Source organism: Bradyrhizobium ferriligni (genome assembly GCF_056837965.1).
Genome location: NZ_JBXEJO010000023.1, coordinates 71,441 through 86,706 on the forward strand (window position 1 = coordinate 71,441; position 15,266 = coordinate 86,706).

At 65.5% G+C, this 15,266-nt stretch carries 16 protein-coding genes; 10 read left to right on the plus strand and 6 right to left on the minus strand.

Features of this window, described 5'->3' with window-relative positions; translation table 11 throughout:
* Nucleotides 1-23 precede the first annotated feature (23 nt).
* The 8 genes from AC1VNY_RS15825 to AC1VNY_RS15860 are packed head-to-tail and all read left to right on the plus strand — an operon-like array spanning nt 24 to nt 6,781.
* Nucleotides 24-785 (plus strand): GntR family transcriptional regulator, encoded by a 762-nt coding sequence (locus AC1VNY_RS15825; RefSeq protein WP_482405847.1) that lies wholly within the window; start codon nt 24-26, stop codon nt 783-785.
* 60 nt (nt 786-845) lie between these two features.
* Nucleotides 846-1,811, plus strand: coding sequence for an ABC transporter substrate-binding protein (locus AC1VNY_RS15830; protein WP_482405848.1), 966 nt, complete (start codon nt 846-848; stop codon nt 1,809-1,811).
* A gap of 1 nt (nt 1,812) precedes the next feature.
* A complete protein-coding gene (locus AC1VNY_RS15835; protein ID WP_482405849.1) occupies nt 1,813-2,568 on the plus strand; it encodes an ABC transporter permease in 756 nt (251 codons plus the stop codon).
* Nucleotides 2,547-3,353, plus strand: coding sequence for an ABC transporter ATP-binding protein (locus AC1VNY_RS15840; RefSeq protein WP_482405850.1), 807 nt, complete (start codon nt 2,547-2,549; stop codon nt 3,351-3,353). Before AC1VNY_RS15835 ends, AC1VNY_RS15840 begins: the two co-directional genes overlap by 22 nt.
* A gap of 7 nt (nt 3,354-3,360) precedes the next feature.
* Nucleotides 3,361-4,161: an ABC transporter permease gene (locus AC1VNY_RS15845; protein ID WP_482405851.1), complete on the plus strand. Its 801-nt coding sequence runs from the start codon at nt 3,361-3,363 to the stop codon at nt 4,159-4,161.
* A 12-nt stretch (nt 4,162-4,173) separates the two neighbouring features.
* Complete coding sequence (locus tag AC1VNY_RS15850) at nt 4,174-4,839, plus strand: polysaccharide deacetylase family protein (protein ID WP_482405852.1); 666 nt, start codon at nt 4,174-4,176, stop codon at nt 4,837-4,839.
* Entirely contained in the window at nt 4,836-5,705 is an 870-nt protein-coding gene (locus AC1VNY_RS15855; protein ID WP_482405853.1) for a fumarylacetoacetate hydrolase family protein, read from the plus strand. Before AC1VNY_RS15850 ends, AC1VNY_RS15855 begins: the two co-directional genes overlap by 4 nt.
* A 32-nt stretch (nt 5,706-5,737) precedes the next feature.
* The gene (locus AC1VNY_RS15860; RefSeq protein WP_482405854.1) at nt 5,738-6,781 is read left to right on the plus strand and encodes a 5-methyltetrahydropteroyltriglutamate--homocysteine methyltransferase; all 1,044 of its coding nucleotides are present in this window, start codon (nt 5,738-5,740) and stop codon (nt 6,779-6,781) included.
* 94 nt (nt 6,782-6,875) lie between these two features.
* Here AC1VNY_RS15860 and AC1VNY_RS15865 read toward each other — a convergent pair whose 3' ends face one another.
* Nucleotides 6,876-8,132, minus strand: coding sequence for an acyl-CoA dehydrogenase family protein (locus AC1VNY_RS15865; protein WP_482405855.1), 1,257 nt, complete (start codon nt 8,130-8,132; stop codon nt 6,876-6,878).
* 189 nt (nt 8,133-8,321) lie between these two features.
* Here AC1VNY_RS15865 and AC1VNY_RS15870 point away from each other — a divergent pair, with 189 nt between their 5' ends.
* The gene (locus AC1VNY_RS15870; RefSeq protein WP_482405856.1) at nt 8,322-9,251 is read left to right on the plus strand and encodes a helix-turn-helix domain-containing protein; all 930 of its coding nucleotides are present in this window, start codon (nt 8,322-8,324) and stop codon (nt 9,249-9,251) included.
* 32 nt (nt 9,252-9,283) lie between these two features.
* On the opposite strand, the gene AC1VNY_RS15875 is transcribed toward AC1VNY_RS15870, so the two are convergent.
* The 5 genes from AC1VNY_RS15875 to AC1VNY_RS15895 form a co-directional block, all read right to left on the minus strand.
* Nucleotides 9,284-10,273 carry a DUF2778 domain-containing protein gene (locus AC1VNY_RS15875; RefSeq protein WP_482405857.1) on the minus strand — a complete coding sequence of 330 codons (990 nt, stop codon included), beginning with the start codon at nt 10,271-10,273 and terminating at the stop codon, nt 9,284-9,286.
* A 261-nt stretch (nt 10,274-10,534) separates the two neighbouring features.
* Entirely contained in the window at nt 10,535-12,661 is a 2,127-nt protein-coding gene (locus tag AC1VNY_RS15880; RefSeq protein WP_482405858.1) for a putative bifunctional diguanylate cyclase/phosphodiesterase, read from the minus strand.
* An 81-nt stretch (nt 12,662-12,742) separates the two neighbouring features.
* Complete coding sequence (locus tag AC1VNY_RS15885) at nt 12,743-12,898, minus strand: hypothetical protein (protein ID WP_482405859.1); 156 nt, start codon at nt 12,896-12,898, stop codon at nt 12,743-12,745.
* A gap of 357 nt (nt 12,899-13,255) precedes the next feature.
* Nucleotides 13,256-13,666 carry a DOPA 4,5-dioxygenase family protein gene (locus tag AC1VNY_RS15890; protein ID WP_482405860.1) on the minus strand — a complete coding sequence of 137 codons (411 nt, stop codon included), beginning with the start codon at nt 13,664-13,666 and terminating at the stop codon, nt 13,256-13,258.
* 26 nt (nt 13,667-13,692) lie between these two features.
* The gene (locus AC1VNY_RS15895; protein ID WP_482405861.1) at nt 13,693-14,313 is read right to left on the minus strand and encodes a class I SAM-dependent methyltransferase; all 621 of its coding nucleotides are present in this window, start codon (nt 14,311-14,313) and stop codon (nt 13,693-13,695) included.
* 185 nt (nt 14,314-14,498) lie between these two features.
* Between AC1VNY_RS15895 and AC1VNY_RS15900 the strand changes: the two genes are divergently transcribed.
* Nucleotides 14,499-15,203: a hypothetical protein gene (locus tag AC1VNY_RS15900; protein ID WP_482405862.1), complete on the plus strand. Its 705-nt coding sequence runs from the start codon at nt 14,499-14,501 to the stop codon at nt 15,201-15,203.
* The last annotated feature ends 63 nt before the right edge of the window (nt 15,204-15,266 follow it).

Below are 15,266 nucleotides of genomic sequence, written 5' to 3' on the forward strand. Positions count from 1 at the left end.
TGTCTAAAAAAATCGATTTTCGATTGACGGCCACAAGACCGTCGGCCAGTCTGCCGGCCATGAACATCGGGTTGAGTTTTCGCGAGGGCTTGGGCGGCGACGGGCCGCGAAGCCTGACATCGGCGGTCCAGGAGCGGCTGCGGGCCGACATCCTGTCGACGCGGCTGCTTCCCGGCCAGAAGCTGCACATCGCCGGCCTCGCCAAGCAGTTCTCGGTCAGCCTTGCCGCCGTGCGCGAGGCGTTGTCGCGGTTGGTGGCGGACGGATTGGTACAAGCCTCGGATCAGCGCGGCTTCCGCGTCTGTCCGGTCTCGCTCGCCGACCTTGCCGACGTCACGCAGACGCGGATCGACATCGAGGGACTTGCGCTGCGGCGCTCGATCGAGCGCGGCGACGAGGCCTGGCTGTCGTCGGTCGCGGCGGCCTGGGAAGCGCTGAAGGCCGTGCCCTATCGGTTTCCCGACGATCCCACCGTGCATTACGAGGAATGGGTGGTCCGCCACCGCATCTTCCATCGCGCGCTGGTCAATGCCTGCGGCTCGCAATGGCTGCTCGGCTTCCGCGACGTGCTGCACGAGCAGAGCGAGCGCTACCGGCGGCTGTCGATCCGACGCGAGGTCGGCCGGCCGCGCGACGTCGAAGCCGAGCATGCCGCGATCGTGGACGCCGTATTCGCGCGCGATGCGGATGCGGCGGTTCGCGCTTTGTCGGTGCATTTCAGCACCACCATGGAATTCGTCGAGCTCGCCGCTCCGCGCATTGCGGAGGTCAACGCCACCACCTGATCCTGCGGCACGATACACGCCGAAAAACAACAACAATCGATATCCGGGAGAAACAGAACCATGAACATCACGCGCCGCTGTGCGCTGGCAACCCTGATCGCCACCACCGTGCTGGCCGGCCCGGCCTTCGCGGCCGACACGATCCGCGTCGGCTTGCCCACCAAGACCTATTGGCCGACGACGATCGCCGAGACCGCCGTGCGGCAGAAGCTGTTCGAGAAGGAAGGCATCAAGGCCGAGCTGACGATCTATCGCAGCGGCGCCGAGACCTTCGAGGGCATGGCCGCGGGAGCAGCCGACATCATCCTCGATCCGCCGTCGCTGGTGTCCGCCGGCCGCAAGAAGGGCGTGATGTCGCGCATCGTCGCCAATGCCGCGATGGGCAATTTCGGCTGGCAATTGATGGTGCCGGCCAAGTCGACGCTCGAGGTCAAGGATCTCAACGGCAAGAAGGTCGGGATCACCGCGGCGGGGTCCGGCTCGGACCTGCTGGCGCTGTGGACCATCCAGGACAGGAAGATCGACTTCACCCGCGTGCCGGTCGGCGGCGGCGGCCTGGTGCCGAACCTGCTCGCCGGCAATGTCGACGCCGCCGTGGTCTATTCGCCGCTCAGCTTCCAGGTCGCCAAATCGGGCGAGGCGAAGACCATCCTCGACTATGCGACTGCGGCGCCGCCAAACCTCACCGCAGGCTGGATCGTGCTCGACAAGTTCGCCGAAGCCAAGCCGGAGGTGGTCCAGAAGGCCGTCAATGCGCTCTATGGCGCGCTGCAATTCATGCGCGCCAACCGCGACGTCACCGTGAAGTTGATCGCTGACCTCTACGAGATGCCGGCCGAGATCGCCGCGATGGAATATGACAACACCATCATGAAGCTGGAGACCGACGGCAACATGGGCGCGGCCAATGTGCCGGCAGCGGTGCAGCTGTCGCTCGATCTCGCCAAGCTCGGCGGGCTGAAGGACATCGTTCCGGCCGAGGATGTGATCTCGACCAGGTTCAAGCCGGTTCCGACCAAGCCATAACATGCAGGCCACCCTGACCATCAAGCTCGCGCGGATCGCGATCGTGGTCGCGATCTTCGCGCTGTGGGAGATGCTGTCGCGGACCGGGCTCGTCAATCCGCGCCTGTTGCCGTCGGCATCGGACACGCTGCTCACGCTCGGCGACCTCCTGCAACGGTCGAGCGTCCGGACCGACCTTCTGGTGACCGCGACCGAGGTGCTGACCGCCTTCGCGCTCGCGGTGCCGATGGGTGCACTGATCGGGTTCCTGATCGCGGAGAACCGCTATTTTGCCGATGTCGCAAAGCCGCTGCTGTTCTTCGCCTTCAGCATCCCGAAATCGATCTTCCTGCCGATGTTCATCCTGGTGTTCGGCGTCGGTTTCGCCCAGAAGGTCGGCTTCGGCTTCTTCTCGACCATCTTCATCGTGATCATGTCGACCACGACGGCGGTGGAATCGGTCAAGGTCGAGCACCTGACGGTGGCCCGCTCCTACGGCGCCACGCGCACGCAGACCGCGTTCCGCGTCTATCTGCCGAGCATGCTGCCGGTGCTGCTGGAAGCGCTGCGGATCTCGATGATCTTCAACCTCACCGGCGTCATCCTCGCCGAGATGTACGCCTCGCGCGACGGCATCGGCCACCAGATCGCGACCTGGGGCGAGAATTTCCAGATGAAGCAGCTGCTCGCCGGCGTCGTGATGGTCGCCGTGATCGCCATGACCTTCAATGAACTGATCAGATGGGTGGAAACACGATGCAGCCATTGGCGAACGTGACACCGTTGAAGCCTGCCTCGCGCGCCGGCGCGATCGAGGTCAGGAATGTCGGCCAGGTGTTCCGGACGAAGTCCCAGGACGTCGTCGCGCTGGAAGACGTCTCGCTCGACATCAAGCCGGGGCGCTTCGTCGTGCTGGTCGGCCCGAGCGGTTGTGGCAAGTCCACGCTGCTGATGATGATGGCCGGGCTGCGCGCGCAGACCTCGGGCACCATCACCATCAACGGCGCACCGATCCCGCAGCCAGACCCGAACCGCGTCGGCGTCGTGTTCCAGGAGGCGAGCCTGTTTCCGTGGCTGACCGCCGAAGACAATGTCGAGTTTCCGCTGGCGCTGCGCGGCGTCGCCAAGGCGGAGCGCCGGGCCAAGGCGCAGGACGCGCTCAAGCTGGTCGGCCTCGAAGGCTTCGGCAAACGCCACCCGCACGAACTGTCGGGCGGCATGAAGCAGCGCGTCTCGATCGCACGCGGCCTGGTGCAGGATCCGCCCGTGCTGTTGATGGACGAGCCGTTCGCTGCGCTCGACGAGCAGACCCGGATGACGATGGGCGACGAGCTATTGCGGATCTGGGCCGCCACCGGCAAGACGGTCGTATTCGTCACCCACAGCCTGACCGAGGCGGTCTACCTCGCCGACGAGGTGATCGTGATGTCGCCGCGGCCCGGCCGCATCGTCGACCAGCTGCAGGTCAATTTGCCGCGGCCGCGGACCTACGAGATGCTGAGCGGCGATGCCTTCGGCGCGCTGCGCGACCGCATCTGGCGACACATCCGCAAATCGGCGTGAGGCGATGATGAGCGCGAAAGCACTTCGCCATCTGATCATCATCGGCCTGCTCGTGCTGTGGGAGCTGCTGCCGCGCACCGGGCTGATCCCCGAACTGTTCCTGCCGTCGCTGTCGTCCACGCTGCTCGCCGGCTGGAACGAGGCCGCCGAATACGGCCATGCGCTTGCGGTGACGCTCTACGAGGTCGCGGTCTCGATGGCGTTCGCCTGCGGCGGCGGCATCCTGCTCGGCGCCGTCGTCGGCAGCCTGCCGCGCCCGCGTCTTCTGATCATGCCGATGGTCTCGAGCCTCTATGCGGTCCCGCTCGTGATCCTTTATCCGGTGTTCACGGTGTGGCTCGGCATCGGCTCGGAATCCAAGATCGCCTTCGCCTCGATCTACGGTTTCCTGCCGACCATGCTGGCGACCGCTGCCGGGATCCAGACCATCGACCCGCAACTCTTGCTCGCCGCCCGCAGCATGGGCGCGACGCTGAGCCAGCGGCTGGTCCGCGTCATCATCCCCGCCGCGATCCCGACCGTGCTGTCGGGCCTGCGGGTCGGCGGCGCGCTCGTCATCGTCGGCGTGGTGGTCTCGGAGATGCTGATCTCCTCGGCCGGGATCGGCTACCTGATCTCGCGCTACCGCACCATTCTCGACAGCCCGCACGTGTTCGCCGGCGTGCTGCTGGTGTTGTTCATGGCGATTGCCTTCAACACCGCGATCCGCTGGGTCGAGCGCAAGGCCGCGATCTGGCAGACCGGCACGCGCGCCGGCCAGAGCGCCGCCGACGAGGTCGGCTCCGGCGCGATGCAGCCGGCGACGTAAGGGGATCGCGACGTGTTCGACCTCACCTTGACGTTCGACAATGGACCGGAGCCCGATGTCACCCCGCTTGTGCTCGACATCCTCGGCGAGCGCGGCATCAGGACCACGTTCTTCGTGATCGGCGAGAAGCTCGCCGACCCCGCGCGCCGTCGCCTCGCCGTCCGCGCGCGTGACGAAGGCCACTGGATCGGCAATCACACCTATACGCACAGCACGCCGCTCGGCGAGCAGCCCGGCGCTGACACGGCACAGCAGGAGATCGGCCGGACCCAGGCCGCGATCGGCGAGCTCGCCCATCCCGACCGCTGGTTCCGGCCGTTCGGCGGCGGCGGCAATCTGGACGGCCGGCTGCTGAAGCCGTCGGTGGTCGATTATCTCGTGCACAACAAGCACAGCTGCGTGCTCTGGAACGCGATCCCGCACGACTGGGACGATCCCGACGGCTGGACCGAGCGCGCGCTCGCGCAATGCCGCGCGCAGCCATGGACGCTGTTGGTGCTGCATGACCTGCCGACCGGCGCGATGATGCATCTCGATCGGTTCCTCGATCGCGTCGAGGCGATCGGCGCCCACTTCCGTCAGGACTTTCCGCCGCCATGCGTGCCGATCCGCAACGGCGACGTCGCACTTCCCATCCAGACCTATGTTTCCTCCATCGAAGAGAGTGAGAGACCATGAAGATCGCAAGTTTCAAGGCGGCGGGTACCGCGAGCTACGGCATCGTGACCGATGCGGGCGTGATCGACGCCGGCAAGCGGCTGAAGGCGTACCCGACGCTGAAGGCGCTGCTGACGACGGGTTCGCTGGATGAACTGAAGACGCTGCAGGGCGAGCGTGCCGATCACGCGCTGAGGGATCTCGAGTTGCTGCCGACCGTGCCCGATCCCGACAAGATCTTCTGCATCGGCGTCAACTATGCGACGCATCTCGCCGAGAGCGGCCATCCGACGCCGCCGCACCCGATGATCTTCACCCGTTTCGCCAACAGCCAGGTCGGCGCCGGCCAGCCGATGATCCGGCCGCTGGAATCCGAGCGCTTCGACTATGAGGGCGAAATGGCCGTCATCATCGGCAAGGCCGGTCGCCGCATCCCGCGCGAGGCTGCGCTCGGCCATGTCGCGGGCTATGCCTGCTACAATGACGGCAGCATCCGCGATTGGCAGCGTCACACCTCGCAATTCGCGCCCGGCAAGAATTTCGTCGGCACCGGCGGCTTCGGCCCGTGGATGGTGACGACCGACGAGCTCCCCGATATCAGCAAGCAGCACATCGCGACCCGCCTCAATGGTGTCGAGGTGCAGACCGCGCCGATCTCGGACCTGGTATTCGACGTCGCGACCCTGATCGCCTATTGCTCGACCTTCACCGAGCTGGTGCCGGGCGACGTCATCGTCACCGGCACCACCGGCGGGGTCGGCGCCTACCGCACGCCGCCGCTGTGGATGAAGGATGGCGACGTCGTCGAGGTCGAGGTTACCGGCATCGGCGTGCTGCGCAATCCTGTGAAAGACGAAACCGCGGCAAGCGCAACGCGCGCGGCTTGATCCGGCCGCACAACGACAAGAAGGAGGACATCATGAACCTGCCCAGGCATCTGCTGCCGACCACCGTCGTCGGCAGCTATCCGCAGCCGGAATGGCTGGTCGATCGCGCCATGCTGTCGAAGTCGGTGCCGCGCACCCGCATGCACGCGATGTGGCGGCTGCCGGCCGAGCATCTCGAGGAAGCGCAGGACGACGCGACCGTCGTGGCGATCCGGGACATGGAGCGCGCCGGCATCGACATCGTGACCGATGGCGAAATCCGCCGCGAGAGCTACTCGAACCGGTTCGCCACCGCCCTCGAGGGCATCGATGCCGACAATCCCGCAATGATCACGGCACGCACCGGCAACACGCAGACGCCGGTGCCGCGCGTGGTCGGTCCGGTGAAGCGCAAGGGACCGGTCGAGCTGCACGACATGCAATTCCTGCGCAGGAACACCGACCGTGCCGCCAAGATCACCCTGCCCGGCCCGTTCACGATGAGCCAGCAGGCCAGGAACGAATTCTACAAGGACGACGAGGAGCTCGCGATGGCCTTCGCCGAGGCCGTCAATGCCGAGGCCCGCGACCTCGAGAAGGCCGGCGCCGACGTCATCCAGCTCGACGAGCCCTGGGTGCGCAACAATCCGGATCTCGCCAAGCGCTATGCGGTGAAGGCGATCAATCGCGCGCTGCAAGGCATCAGCATCCCGACCGTGGTGCATCTCTGCTTCGGTTATGCCGCGGTGGTGCCGGGCTCGACCAAGCCGGCCGGCTATTCGTTCCTTGCCGAGCTCGACGACACCATCGCCGACCAGATTTCGATCGAGGCGGCACAGCCGAAGCTCGATCTCGGCGTGCTCAGGGATCTCTCCTCGAAGAAGATCATGCTCGGCGTGCTCGACCTCGGCAATCCCGAGATCGAACCTGCCGCCGTCGTCGCCGATCGCATTCGCAACGGCCTGAAGCATGTGCCGGCGGAACGGCTGGTGGTCGCGCCGGACTGCGGCATGAAATACATGCCGCGGCACGTTGCGTTCGGAAAACTGAAGGCGATGTGCGACGCCGCCGCGACGGTCAGGAAAGAGATCGGCTAGAGCGTTTTCGAACGAAGTGGATACCGGTTCGCGTGAAGAAATCGCGTCAAAGAATCTAGAGCCCCGTTCCGATTCCATCGGAACGGGAAAAGCTCTAGGCCGCACCCGACGCGGTCAGCGGGTCGTAACCCGGGCTCTTCAGGAGCGCATGAAGCTGGCGGCGGCGCACACCCATGTTGCCGCCGTCGAACAGGGGATAGGCCATCGCGTCCTGGAGCAGGCCGGCGAGCGGACATTGGTGGTCGTAGCTCTCGATGCCGACCACACGCATCAGATCGGTGATCACTTTCACCGCGGTCTCCGATCCGAACACCTTGGCGTGTAGTGCGAGCTCGAAGGCACCGGGCGCATTGCTGTCCATGGCGTGACAGGCCTTCCAGCTCAAATAGCGCGCCGCCTCGATCGCCATCTTGGCATCGGCCAGCGCGTAGCCGACTGCCTGGTGCTCGATGATCGGTGCCGCGCCGCCGCGATGCTCGGTCCGGGCGAAGTTCAGCGCATAGTCGAAGGCAGCGCGCATCAGCGCGACGCCGAACACGCCGACCAGCGCGGCGGTGCCCGCAAAACTCATCTCCACCAGTTCGAGCCCGCCGCCGGCGCGGCCAAGGACATTGTCCATGGCCGTCCGCACCTGCTCTAGCCGAAAGCGCGGCGTCAGATGAGCGCGATGGCCCATCAGGTCGGCGACGCGTTCGAGCACGATGCCCTTGATGCCGCCGGCGGACCGCGGCACCGCGATCACGGAGATCGCGCTGTCGGGCGCAGCCGTGGGATCGGTGCGGCAGACCACGCAGATCAGGTCGGCGCCGTTGCCGTCCCAGCCGGTCGCGCTCGACACCCATTGCTTGGCGCCGGTGATGACCCATTCCTCGCCATCGAGGCGCGCTGCTGTCCGCAAGCCGGTTCCCGGCAACGGCGAGGCAAAGTTCGCGCTCCCGCCCGGCTCGCTGAAGGCGAAGGCGGCAAGCGGCGTGCCGGCACGTTCGAGGAACGGTGCGATGAATGTCCTCTGCTGCGCCGGCGAGCCCGCCAGCATCACCGGCATCAGGCCGAGCAGCGAGCCGAACAGCGTCAGCGAGACGTTGACATCGACGGCCTGAAACTCCTCGGCGACGACGGCCATGTCGAACACACCGGTGCCCTCGCCGCCGAGCGGCGCTGGGATCATCCGGCGCAGGAAGCCGGCCTTGACCACCTGTTCGTAGAACGGCCTGGTCGCCGCAAAGCGCTCCGCGGGCGTGGCGAGATGGCGGGTTGCGTCGGCGACGCCCGAAAGCACGGTCCGCGCAAAGCTCCGGGCGGACATCTGCAGCTCGCGTTGTTCTGCGGTCAGGGTGAAATCGATCGGCATGGTCGTCTCTCCTCCAGCGGGTCGAATGTCCGAAGGTGAGGCGCCGGGCCGCCGAAGTCATTGACGCCCGGTCCACGCCGGTTTGGCAAAATGTCCGCCTGACTGGCACGGCAATTGATTGTAAGCTCGTCGCCGGCTTCCGGCTTGGCAGGCAAACTTCGGCACGCGAACATGGGCGCTTCCTGGAATATGCATGATGTCGCACCGGCAGACCGTTTCGCCTATTGGCGCGAAGCGGTGCTGCAGACCTATCTGCCGCTCGAGCCGGAGAAGATCTCGCCCGGCGATTTCGACGGCGCGATCACCAGCATTGGCAGCCCCGCGCTGCCGTTGTCGCGGGTGCAGTCCGTGCCCAACGCCATCCACCGTACGCGGAAGGGAATCGGCAGCTTCCAGGACGGATCGTTCTTCGCCAATCTGCAGATCACGGGCGACGCCGTGGTCGAGCAGCATGGGCAAAGGACGCTGGCGCGGCCCGGCGACATCGTGCTGCTCGACACCAACGAGCCCTTCGCGATGCGGTTCGAGCAGGGCTGCGATCTGGTCTGCGCCACGATTCCCGGCGCGCGGCTGCGGCGGCATCTGCAGCAAATGTCTGGCCGGCCGCCGAACGTCATCGCCGGACGCGGCGCGGGCCGTCTCGCCTCCGCCTATCTTGGCGCGCTGCGCGATATCCCCGACGATTTCGCGCTGGTCGACGACCTCGCCGCAAGCCAGCTCGAAGGCCCGCTGGTGCGGGCGACCACCATCGGCGTGCCGACGGCCGGATCGTCGTCACCGCGCGAGGCGATGCTGCGGCAGATCCAGACCTTCATCCTGGACGAACTGCACAATCCGCAACTGTCCGCGAAATACATCTGCCGGCACCTGAACATTTCGCGCAGCCATTTGTTTGCCGTGCTCGCCGATGCCGGAACGACCCTCGCGGCGCATGTCCGCGAAGCGCGGCTCCGCCACAGCCTCAACCAGCTTCGCGACCCCCGATTGACCGATCTTCCGATCGGCGAGATCGCGCTGCGCGTGGGATTCAAGAGCCACGAGAGTTTTGCCCGCGCGTTCCGCCGCGCCTATGGCGCAGCGCCCGGCGCGTTTCGCGCCGGAGGCGATGAGACGCATTGAAGCTTGACGGACTGAAGGCGCCGGCGGTCGGCTTACGAGTTCGACGCCGCGCGGGTCGAGGCCGACTGGACATCCTTGATGTTGATGACGACGGCGATGCGCTTGACCGTGCCGCTGCGGTAGGCCTGCAGGAACTTGTCGTAGTGCTTGACCGAGATGCAGCCGTTGGAGTCGCCGTTCGGCCCGAGCATGTAGCTGTGGACCAAAAGGCCGACGCGCCCGAAGGTGTCGCTGCCGTCGACCGGGGTCATGCGCAGCGCGGGCACGCCGTGGAACAGCTTCTCGCGCGGCTTCATCTCATAGATGCCGGGCGGCGTCGCACCGGCGTTGCGGGCAGTCACATGCGCGGGATCGTCGAGCAGATTGCCGAGGCCTGAATGCGCCTCGAACTTGGTACCGTCGGGCATGTATACGATGCGGCCGGTGATGTCGTAGACGGCCGTGGTGTTGTCATAACCGAGCTTGCCGAGATCGGGGCTCGGACCGGACAACAATCCGTCATTCGGATCGAGCGAGGCCAGCTGCATCTTGCCCGGCATCATGTCGGCAATCTTCTGCAGGAACGTCCGGTTGTCGCCCTGCTGCACCGGCGGCTGTGGCGGCGGCGGCTGATCGTTACGTGCAAGCAGATTGGCCTCGGCCGGCCGCGACCGCGGCATCGGCACGGAGGACGTCGTCACTGTGGTCGTGGCAGCGACGGACGCCGTCGCCGACTGGCTGGTCGGCAGTTCGGTCTGCGTGTCGCGCAGCTGGCCGGCCAGCGCGTCCTCGATCTGGCCGAACTCGGAATTGAAATCACCGCGGCTCGAACGGAACCCGCGGCGCAGTGGATAATAGAGTGAGGCCGAATTGATCGTGGAGCGAGAGCCGAAGCGATCGTCGAAGTTCAGCGAAGCGGTGGTGTTGGCGAGCGCCGGACCGTGAAGCCATGCGGTGGGGTCGATGCCGACCATCCAGGCGGCAAGGCCAGACGACAGGGCAAGCGCGCTCACGGCAAACGCCGTGCTGCCCACCAGAGACATGCCGCGGCTCGACTTACGCCGGGCAGGTTTCGTCGTTCGTTGACCCATCAATCCCCAAGTTCGGTGCTCTGGGGCCTGTTACCCGGCCCACCGGGATTCACCGATCACTCATCATATCAGGGAATTAGAGTAAGGCATAATCGAGACAAAACGGACAACGAGAGGTTTTTTAAACGTTTTTCGGATTGAAAGTGCCAGAGAATCAGCCTTCGGCGGGCCGAATTGACCGAAAAGGTCCCGATTCGGGACGATTTCGGCGACTCAGGCGATCTTTTCTTCCCAGAGGGTGAGCACCGGGACCGGCTTCCCGATGGCGTAACCCTGGGCGTAGTCGACCCCGATCTGGCGCAGTTCGTCCAGGATCGCGAGGTTCTCGACGAATTCCGCGACCACCTGCTTCTGCATGATCTTCGCGGTCTTGGTGATCATCTCGACCATCGCCCGATCGACGTTGCTGTTCAGGATCTCCTTCACGAACGAACCGTCGATCTTGATGATGTCGACCGGCAGGTGCTTCAGATAGGCGATCGAGGACATGCCGGTGCCGAAATCGTCGAGCGAGAAGCTGCAGCCGATCTCGCGCAGCCGCGCGATGAACTTCTGCGCCTCGTCGAGGTTCGAGATTGCGCTGGTCTCGGTGATCTCGAAACACACCGATGCCGGCGAAACGTCAAGCTGTGCGAACAGCTCGGCGACGAAGTCGACGAAGTCGCTGTCGCCGATGGTGGCGCCGGACAGGTTGATGGCGTAGCTGGCAATCTTGCGCGGCTGGTGCTTGCGCTCGGCGATGATCTCGAAGGCGCGGCGAACCACCCAGCGGTCGATCAGCGGCATCAGCCCGTAGCGTTCGGCGGCGGGCAGGAAACTGCCGGGCGGCACCAGCGCGCCGCTCTCGTCGCGCAGGCGCAGCAAGAGCTCGCGCCGGTCGTTGCCTTTCAGCGCGCCGTTCACCGGGCGGATCTCCTGCTCGTAGAGGCAGAAGCGCTCCTCGTCCAATCCCTTGCGAATGCGATTGACCCAGCTCATCTCGGCAACGCGCACGGCCATGCCGGTGTCGGACGGACGGTGCTCCTGGACGCGGTTGCGTCCCTTGTCCTTGGCAAGGAAACAGGCGACGTCGGCAAGCCGCAACGCGTCCTGCACGCCGGCGCTGTCGGCCAGCCCGACCAGGCCGATGCTCGTGCTGATCCGGAAGCTCGACCCCTCATAAACGAAGTTCGACTGCTCGATCACCGCCCTGATCCGCTCCGCAACGTCGGCAGCGACGTCGTGCGTCGCGGAACCGTCGTCACGCAGCAGAATACCGAACTCGTCGCCGCCAAGACGCGCGACAAGGCCGCTGCCGCCGACTTCGGCCGCGAGCAGCCTCGCCACCTGCTTCAGCAACCGGTCGCCCGCCATGTGGCCGCAGGTGTCGTTGACGATCTTGAACTGATCAAGATCGATCAGCATCAGGTCGGCGCCCATGGCCGGCGAGCCCAACATCGCCTTGTGCAGTTCGAACTCGAACTGCCGCCGGTTGGCAAGGCCGGTGAGCGCGTCATGCGAGGCAGCCCACGCCAATTCCTCGACCAGCCGCCGTTCGGCGGTCATGTCGTGAATGATCATGACGCGGCCCGCCGGTTCTCCGGCATGCACGATCGGGGTCTCGACCACCGAGACCGGCACGCTGGAATGGTCCGGCCGCACCAGTAGCTGCGGCCGGTTGTCGTCGGCGTCGAACGATCCGCGCACCGGCTGCTCGGCAATGTTGAACAGCGACGCCAGCGGCCGTCCCGTCACCTCCTGCCCTGCCGCGATGAGCCGCTCTGCGGCGGCATTCATGTAGTCGACCCGATCGTCCTGCGTCGTCACGATGACGGCATCGCCGATCGATGCCAGCGTAAGCTGGGCGCGCTCCTTCTCGACCGCGAGCGCGGTCTCGGCGAGCCAGCGCCGCCACAGCATCCGCCGCGTGTGGACCAGCACGATGCCGGCAAGGCAAGCCGTGATCACGAGGTTGACCAGCAGCAGCAGCGCGGAGACCTGGCGCGACGCCTTGCCCAGATGATCGGAGAAATCGACGGCGAGCGTGCTCAGCGCGGCATCGACCGTACCGATCCGCTCGGCCCAGTGCCTGATGGTCGCAGCCGACGGATCGTGCAGCGCGACGTCATTCGCGGCCTCGTTCCGGATTTCAATCAGCTGATCGAGCAACGCATCCGAATTGCGCCATGCCGTCACCGCGCCGGCCACGTGGTGCATCTTGCGGAAATATTTGAACAGCCAGATCAGGCCGCCGATGTCGTCATCATGATTGCCTGCCCTGGCGAAGCCGGCCCTCGCCACGGCGTCATTGTTGCCTGGCGATTCCAGGGCGCGCCGCGCCGTGCGATCGGCCAGCGGCACCGCGATCGCGGCATCGAACTTCTGCAGATAGAGCGGCGCGCCGGTGCTGACATAGGTCTGCAGGTAGTGGATGGCGTCCTTCTACCCCTTCGACCACATGCTTTCGCCGGCCACATAGGCCCTGACGGCAGACATCACCTGCAGGCTGCCGGCAGACAGGCCGCCCAGCAGCAGCACGATGGCCAGCAGAGGTCCAACCACCCGCCACAATGACCAGCTTCGAAACGAAAAAAACATGCCCAATGCGCCCGACCCTCAAATTCATCGGGTAAGCGTAGGAACCGTGACTTAACCTCACGTTGCAAAACGCGATGAGTTTGAAACGACTCGGCTGCAGCACAATTGCGTCAAACTTTACCCATTCCGGATAACCTCAGGGCAATCGCATATGGAAAGAAATCTGTCGGGCAGCGTCCTCGCATCCTTCGAGACGCCCGCCTTCGGCGGGCTCCTCAGGATTTTGTTTGCGGCACAATAGTAGACCCTCATGGTGAGGAGCGCCGCTTGCGGCGCGTCTCGAACCACGAGGCCGAGTTACTTCCACAGCCGCCGAAGGGTCATATGCGATTGCCCTGCGGCCAACCCGGAGGACGCTCACGGGTGCAATGTCGGCGACGTGTTCGGCGCCGGCGCCTGCTCCATCTCGGCCTCCTCGGGCAGCTTGTCGGCATGGACGGCGAGCGGCGCGCCGATCCAGAGCGGATCGTCGTGGTGGTCGCGGCGCGGATTGGTGGTGTTGGGATGGACCAGAATGCTCAGGCTGCCATGGTTCAGCATCAGCCACGGCACCAGGGTCGGAAACAGCTCGGCCGCAAACGCCACCTGATACATCGCCTGATCATGCGGGCCGACCTTGACGTCGTGCCACCGTCCGAGCGTGACCAGGAAGCGCTCGCCGATCCAGTTGCGCAGCCGTTCCGCCTCGCCCCGGTTGGTCGCGGGGTCGTAATAGACATGGGCGTGGTAGCTCGCGATCTCGCCGATCGTCCGTGGCGCGTCCGTCATCTCACCTCTTCTCCCTCCGCGGCCGGTCACTTGCGCCGCAGCACACTGAACTGGAACGACTGCGTCGCGCCCCAGGGCGTGACGTGCCGGTGCGCCTCATGCGCGATCAACTCGAATGCCGGACCAATGGTCTTGCTGAGCGTCGTCGGATCATAGCGCTGCACCGGCAGGCCGCTGCACTTCTCCGGGCCGTCCAGCGCGAAGGTGCCGATCACGGCGTGCCCGCCTGCTTTCACGCCGCGATGCAGCCGGTCGAGATAGGCCGCGCGGTCTGGTTCCTCGACCAGGAAGTGAAATGCCGCACGATCGTGCCAGATGTCGAAGGCCTGCTGCGGCTGCCAGTCCGTTGCGTCACCTACGATCCAGTGCACCGCGTCACCTGCTGCGCCGATCCGCTCCCGCGCGCTCGCCAGCGCCGCTTCGGAGAGATCGAGCAGGGTCACATCATGAAAGCCGCTCGCCAGCAGCGCATCGACAAGCCGCGAAGCTCCGCTGCCGACGTCGACGATCGAGGCGTCGCGGCCGGACGCAACCGATTCGATCAGGTGCAGCGATGGCTGCGGATCGGCCTGCGACCAGCTCACCTGCTGCTCGCCCTTGGTCAGATAGACGGTCTGCCAATGCGATTGCCGATCAGAAGTGGTCATGGCGATAGGTCCCGAAAGCGGCAACAACCTGCGTTGCGCGCCATTAACCATCAGCTAGGCGCGGCGGTCTCTCGCGTCAACCGGCAGCGGCGGGCACGCACGGCGGCGCAGCAGCAAATGCCGCATTTGCTTCGCCGCATTTTCCAACTAACCTGATGGCCGGGTTGAGATCAGGGCGTCCGGGGATGGCCAATTTCGGCTGGACACGCGGCAACAAGCCTGCACAAGCGGAGGACGCCGCCAGCGATTTGCGCGGCCTCAGCGATCCGGCGGCGTTTCTCGCCGCGCTCGACAAGGTGGTCCCGCGCTATCTCGATCTCGCCGACAATGGCGTGCTGGTCTATCCGGCCTGCAAACGCAAGTCCGGCGATCTGCTCGGCGACATCGGTGCGATCTGGGAGCACACGCGGCTTGAAGCGATGCGCTATGTCCCGATGGTGCCGCGGCAGGACATCTCGCTGCTGGTCGATCCGGCCCGCCAGGCGGAGATGATCGATGCTTTCCTGCGCCAGCGCGCGCACGACAAGACCGTCGTCGATTTCACCGGCACCGCGATCGAGGACTACGGGATTGCGATCTACGCTGGCCTGAACTGGCTGAACCATTGCGGCGCCCTCGTGGGTGCCGATCCGCAAAAATTTTCCGGCACGTTGCGGAGCTTCCGCAGGGTCATGGTGGTCGCCCAACAGTGGTGGGCGATCGACGGCGCGGCCGAGCGCTGCCGGCAACTGCTGGAAGCGCGCGAACGGCCACCGCTGGTGTTCTTCCTGTTGTGGGCCGAATGCACCAATTTGGCGCGGGAGATCGCGATCGCGGCGGCCGGTAGCGCGGCGACGGAAGACAGTATCGCGCGCATGCGCGCGGCCGATGATCCGGAGCAGCTGACGTAATGCGCGAATCTGACGCGCGGCCGCAGACTAGGGTGCGTGCTCATAAATCCTGTCCGCGTTCGA

Coding starts and splice junctions, on each gene's coding strand:
- AC1VNY_RS15830 (WP_482405848.1), top strand. CDS start 846: ATGAACATCACGCGCCGCTGTGCGCTGGCAACCCTGATCGCCACCACC.
- AC1VNY_RS15835 (WP_482405849.1), top strand. CDS start 1,813: ATGCAGGCCACCCTGACCATCAAGCTCGCGCGGATCGCGATCGTGGTC.
- AC1VNY_RS15840 (WP_482405850.1), top strand. CDS start 2,547: ATGCAGCCATTGGCGAACGTGACACCGTTGAAGCCTGCCTCGCGCGCC.
- AC1VNY_RS15845 (WP_482405851.1), top strand. CDS start 3,361: ATGAGCGCGAAAGCACTTCGCCATCTGATCATCATCGGCCTGCTCGTG.
- AC1VNY_RS15855 (WP_482405853.1), top strand. CDS start 4,836: ATGAAGATCGCAAGTTTCAAGGCGGCGGGTACCGCGAGCTACGGCATC.
- AC1VNY_RS15860 (WP_482405854.1), top strand. CDS start 5,738: ATGAACCTGCCCAGGCATCTGCTGCCGACCACCGTCGTCGGCAGCTAT.
- AC1VNY_RS15865 (WP_482405855.1), bottom strand. CDS start 8,132: ATGCCGATCGATTTCACCCTGACCGCAGAACAACGCGAGCTGCAGATG.
- AC1VNY_RS15870 (WP_482405856.1), top strand. CDS start 8,322: ATGCATGATGTCGCACCGGCAGACCGTTTCGCCTATTGGCGCGAAGCG.
- AC1VNY_RS15875 (WP_482405857.1), bottom strand. CDS start 10,273: ATGTCTCTGGTGGGCAGCACGGCGTTTGCCGTGAGCGCGCTTGCCCTG.
- AC1VNY_RS15885 (WP_482405859.1), bottom strand. CDS start 12,898: ATGTTTTTTTCGTTTCGAAGCTGGTCATTGTGGCGGGTGGTTGGACCT.
- AC1VNY_RS15890 (WP_482405860.1), bottom strand. CDS start 13,666: ATGACGGACGCGCCACGGACGATCGGCGAGATCGCGAGCTACCACGCC.
- AC1VNY_RS15895 (WP_482405861.1), bottom strand. CDS start 14,313: ATGACCACTTCTGATCGGCAATCGCATTGGCAGACCGTCTATCTGACC.
- AC1VNY_RS15900 (WP_482405862.1), top strand. CDS start 14,499: ATGGCCAATTTCGGCTGGACACGCGGCAACAAGCCTGCACAAGCGGAG.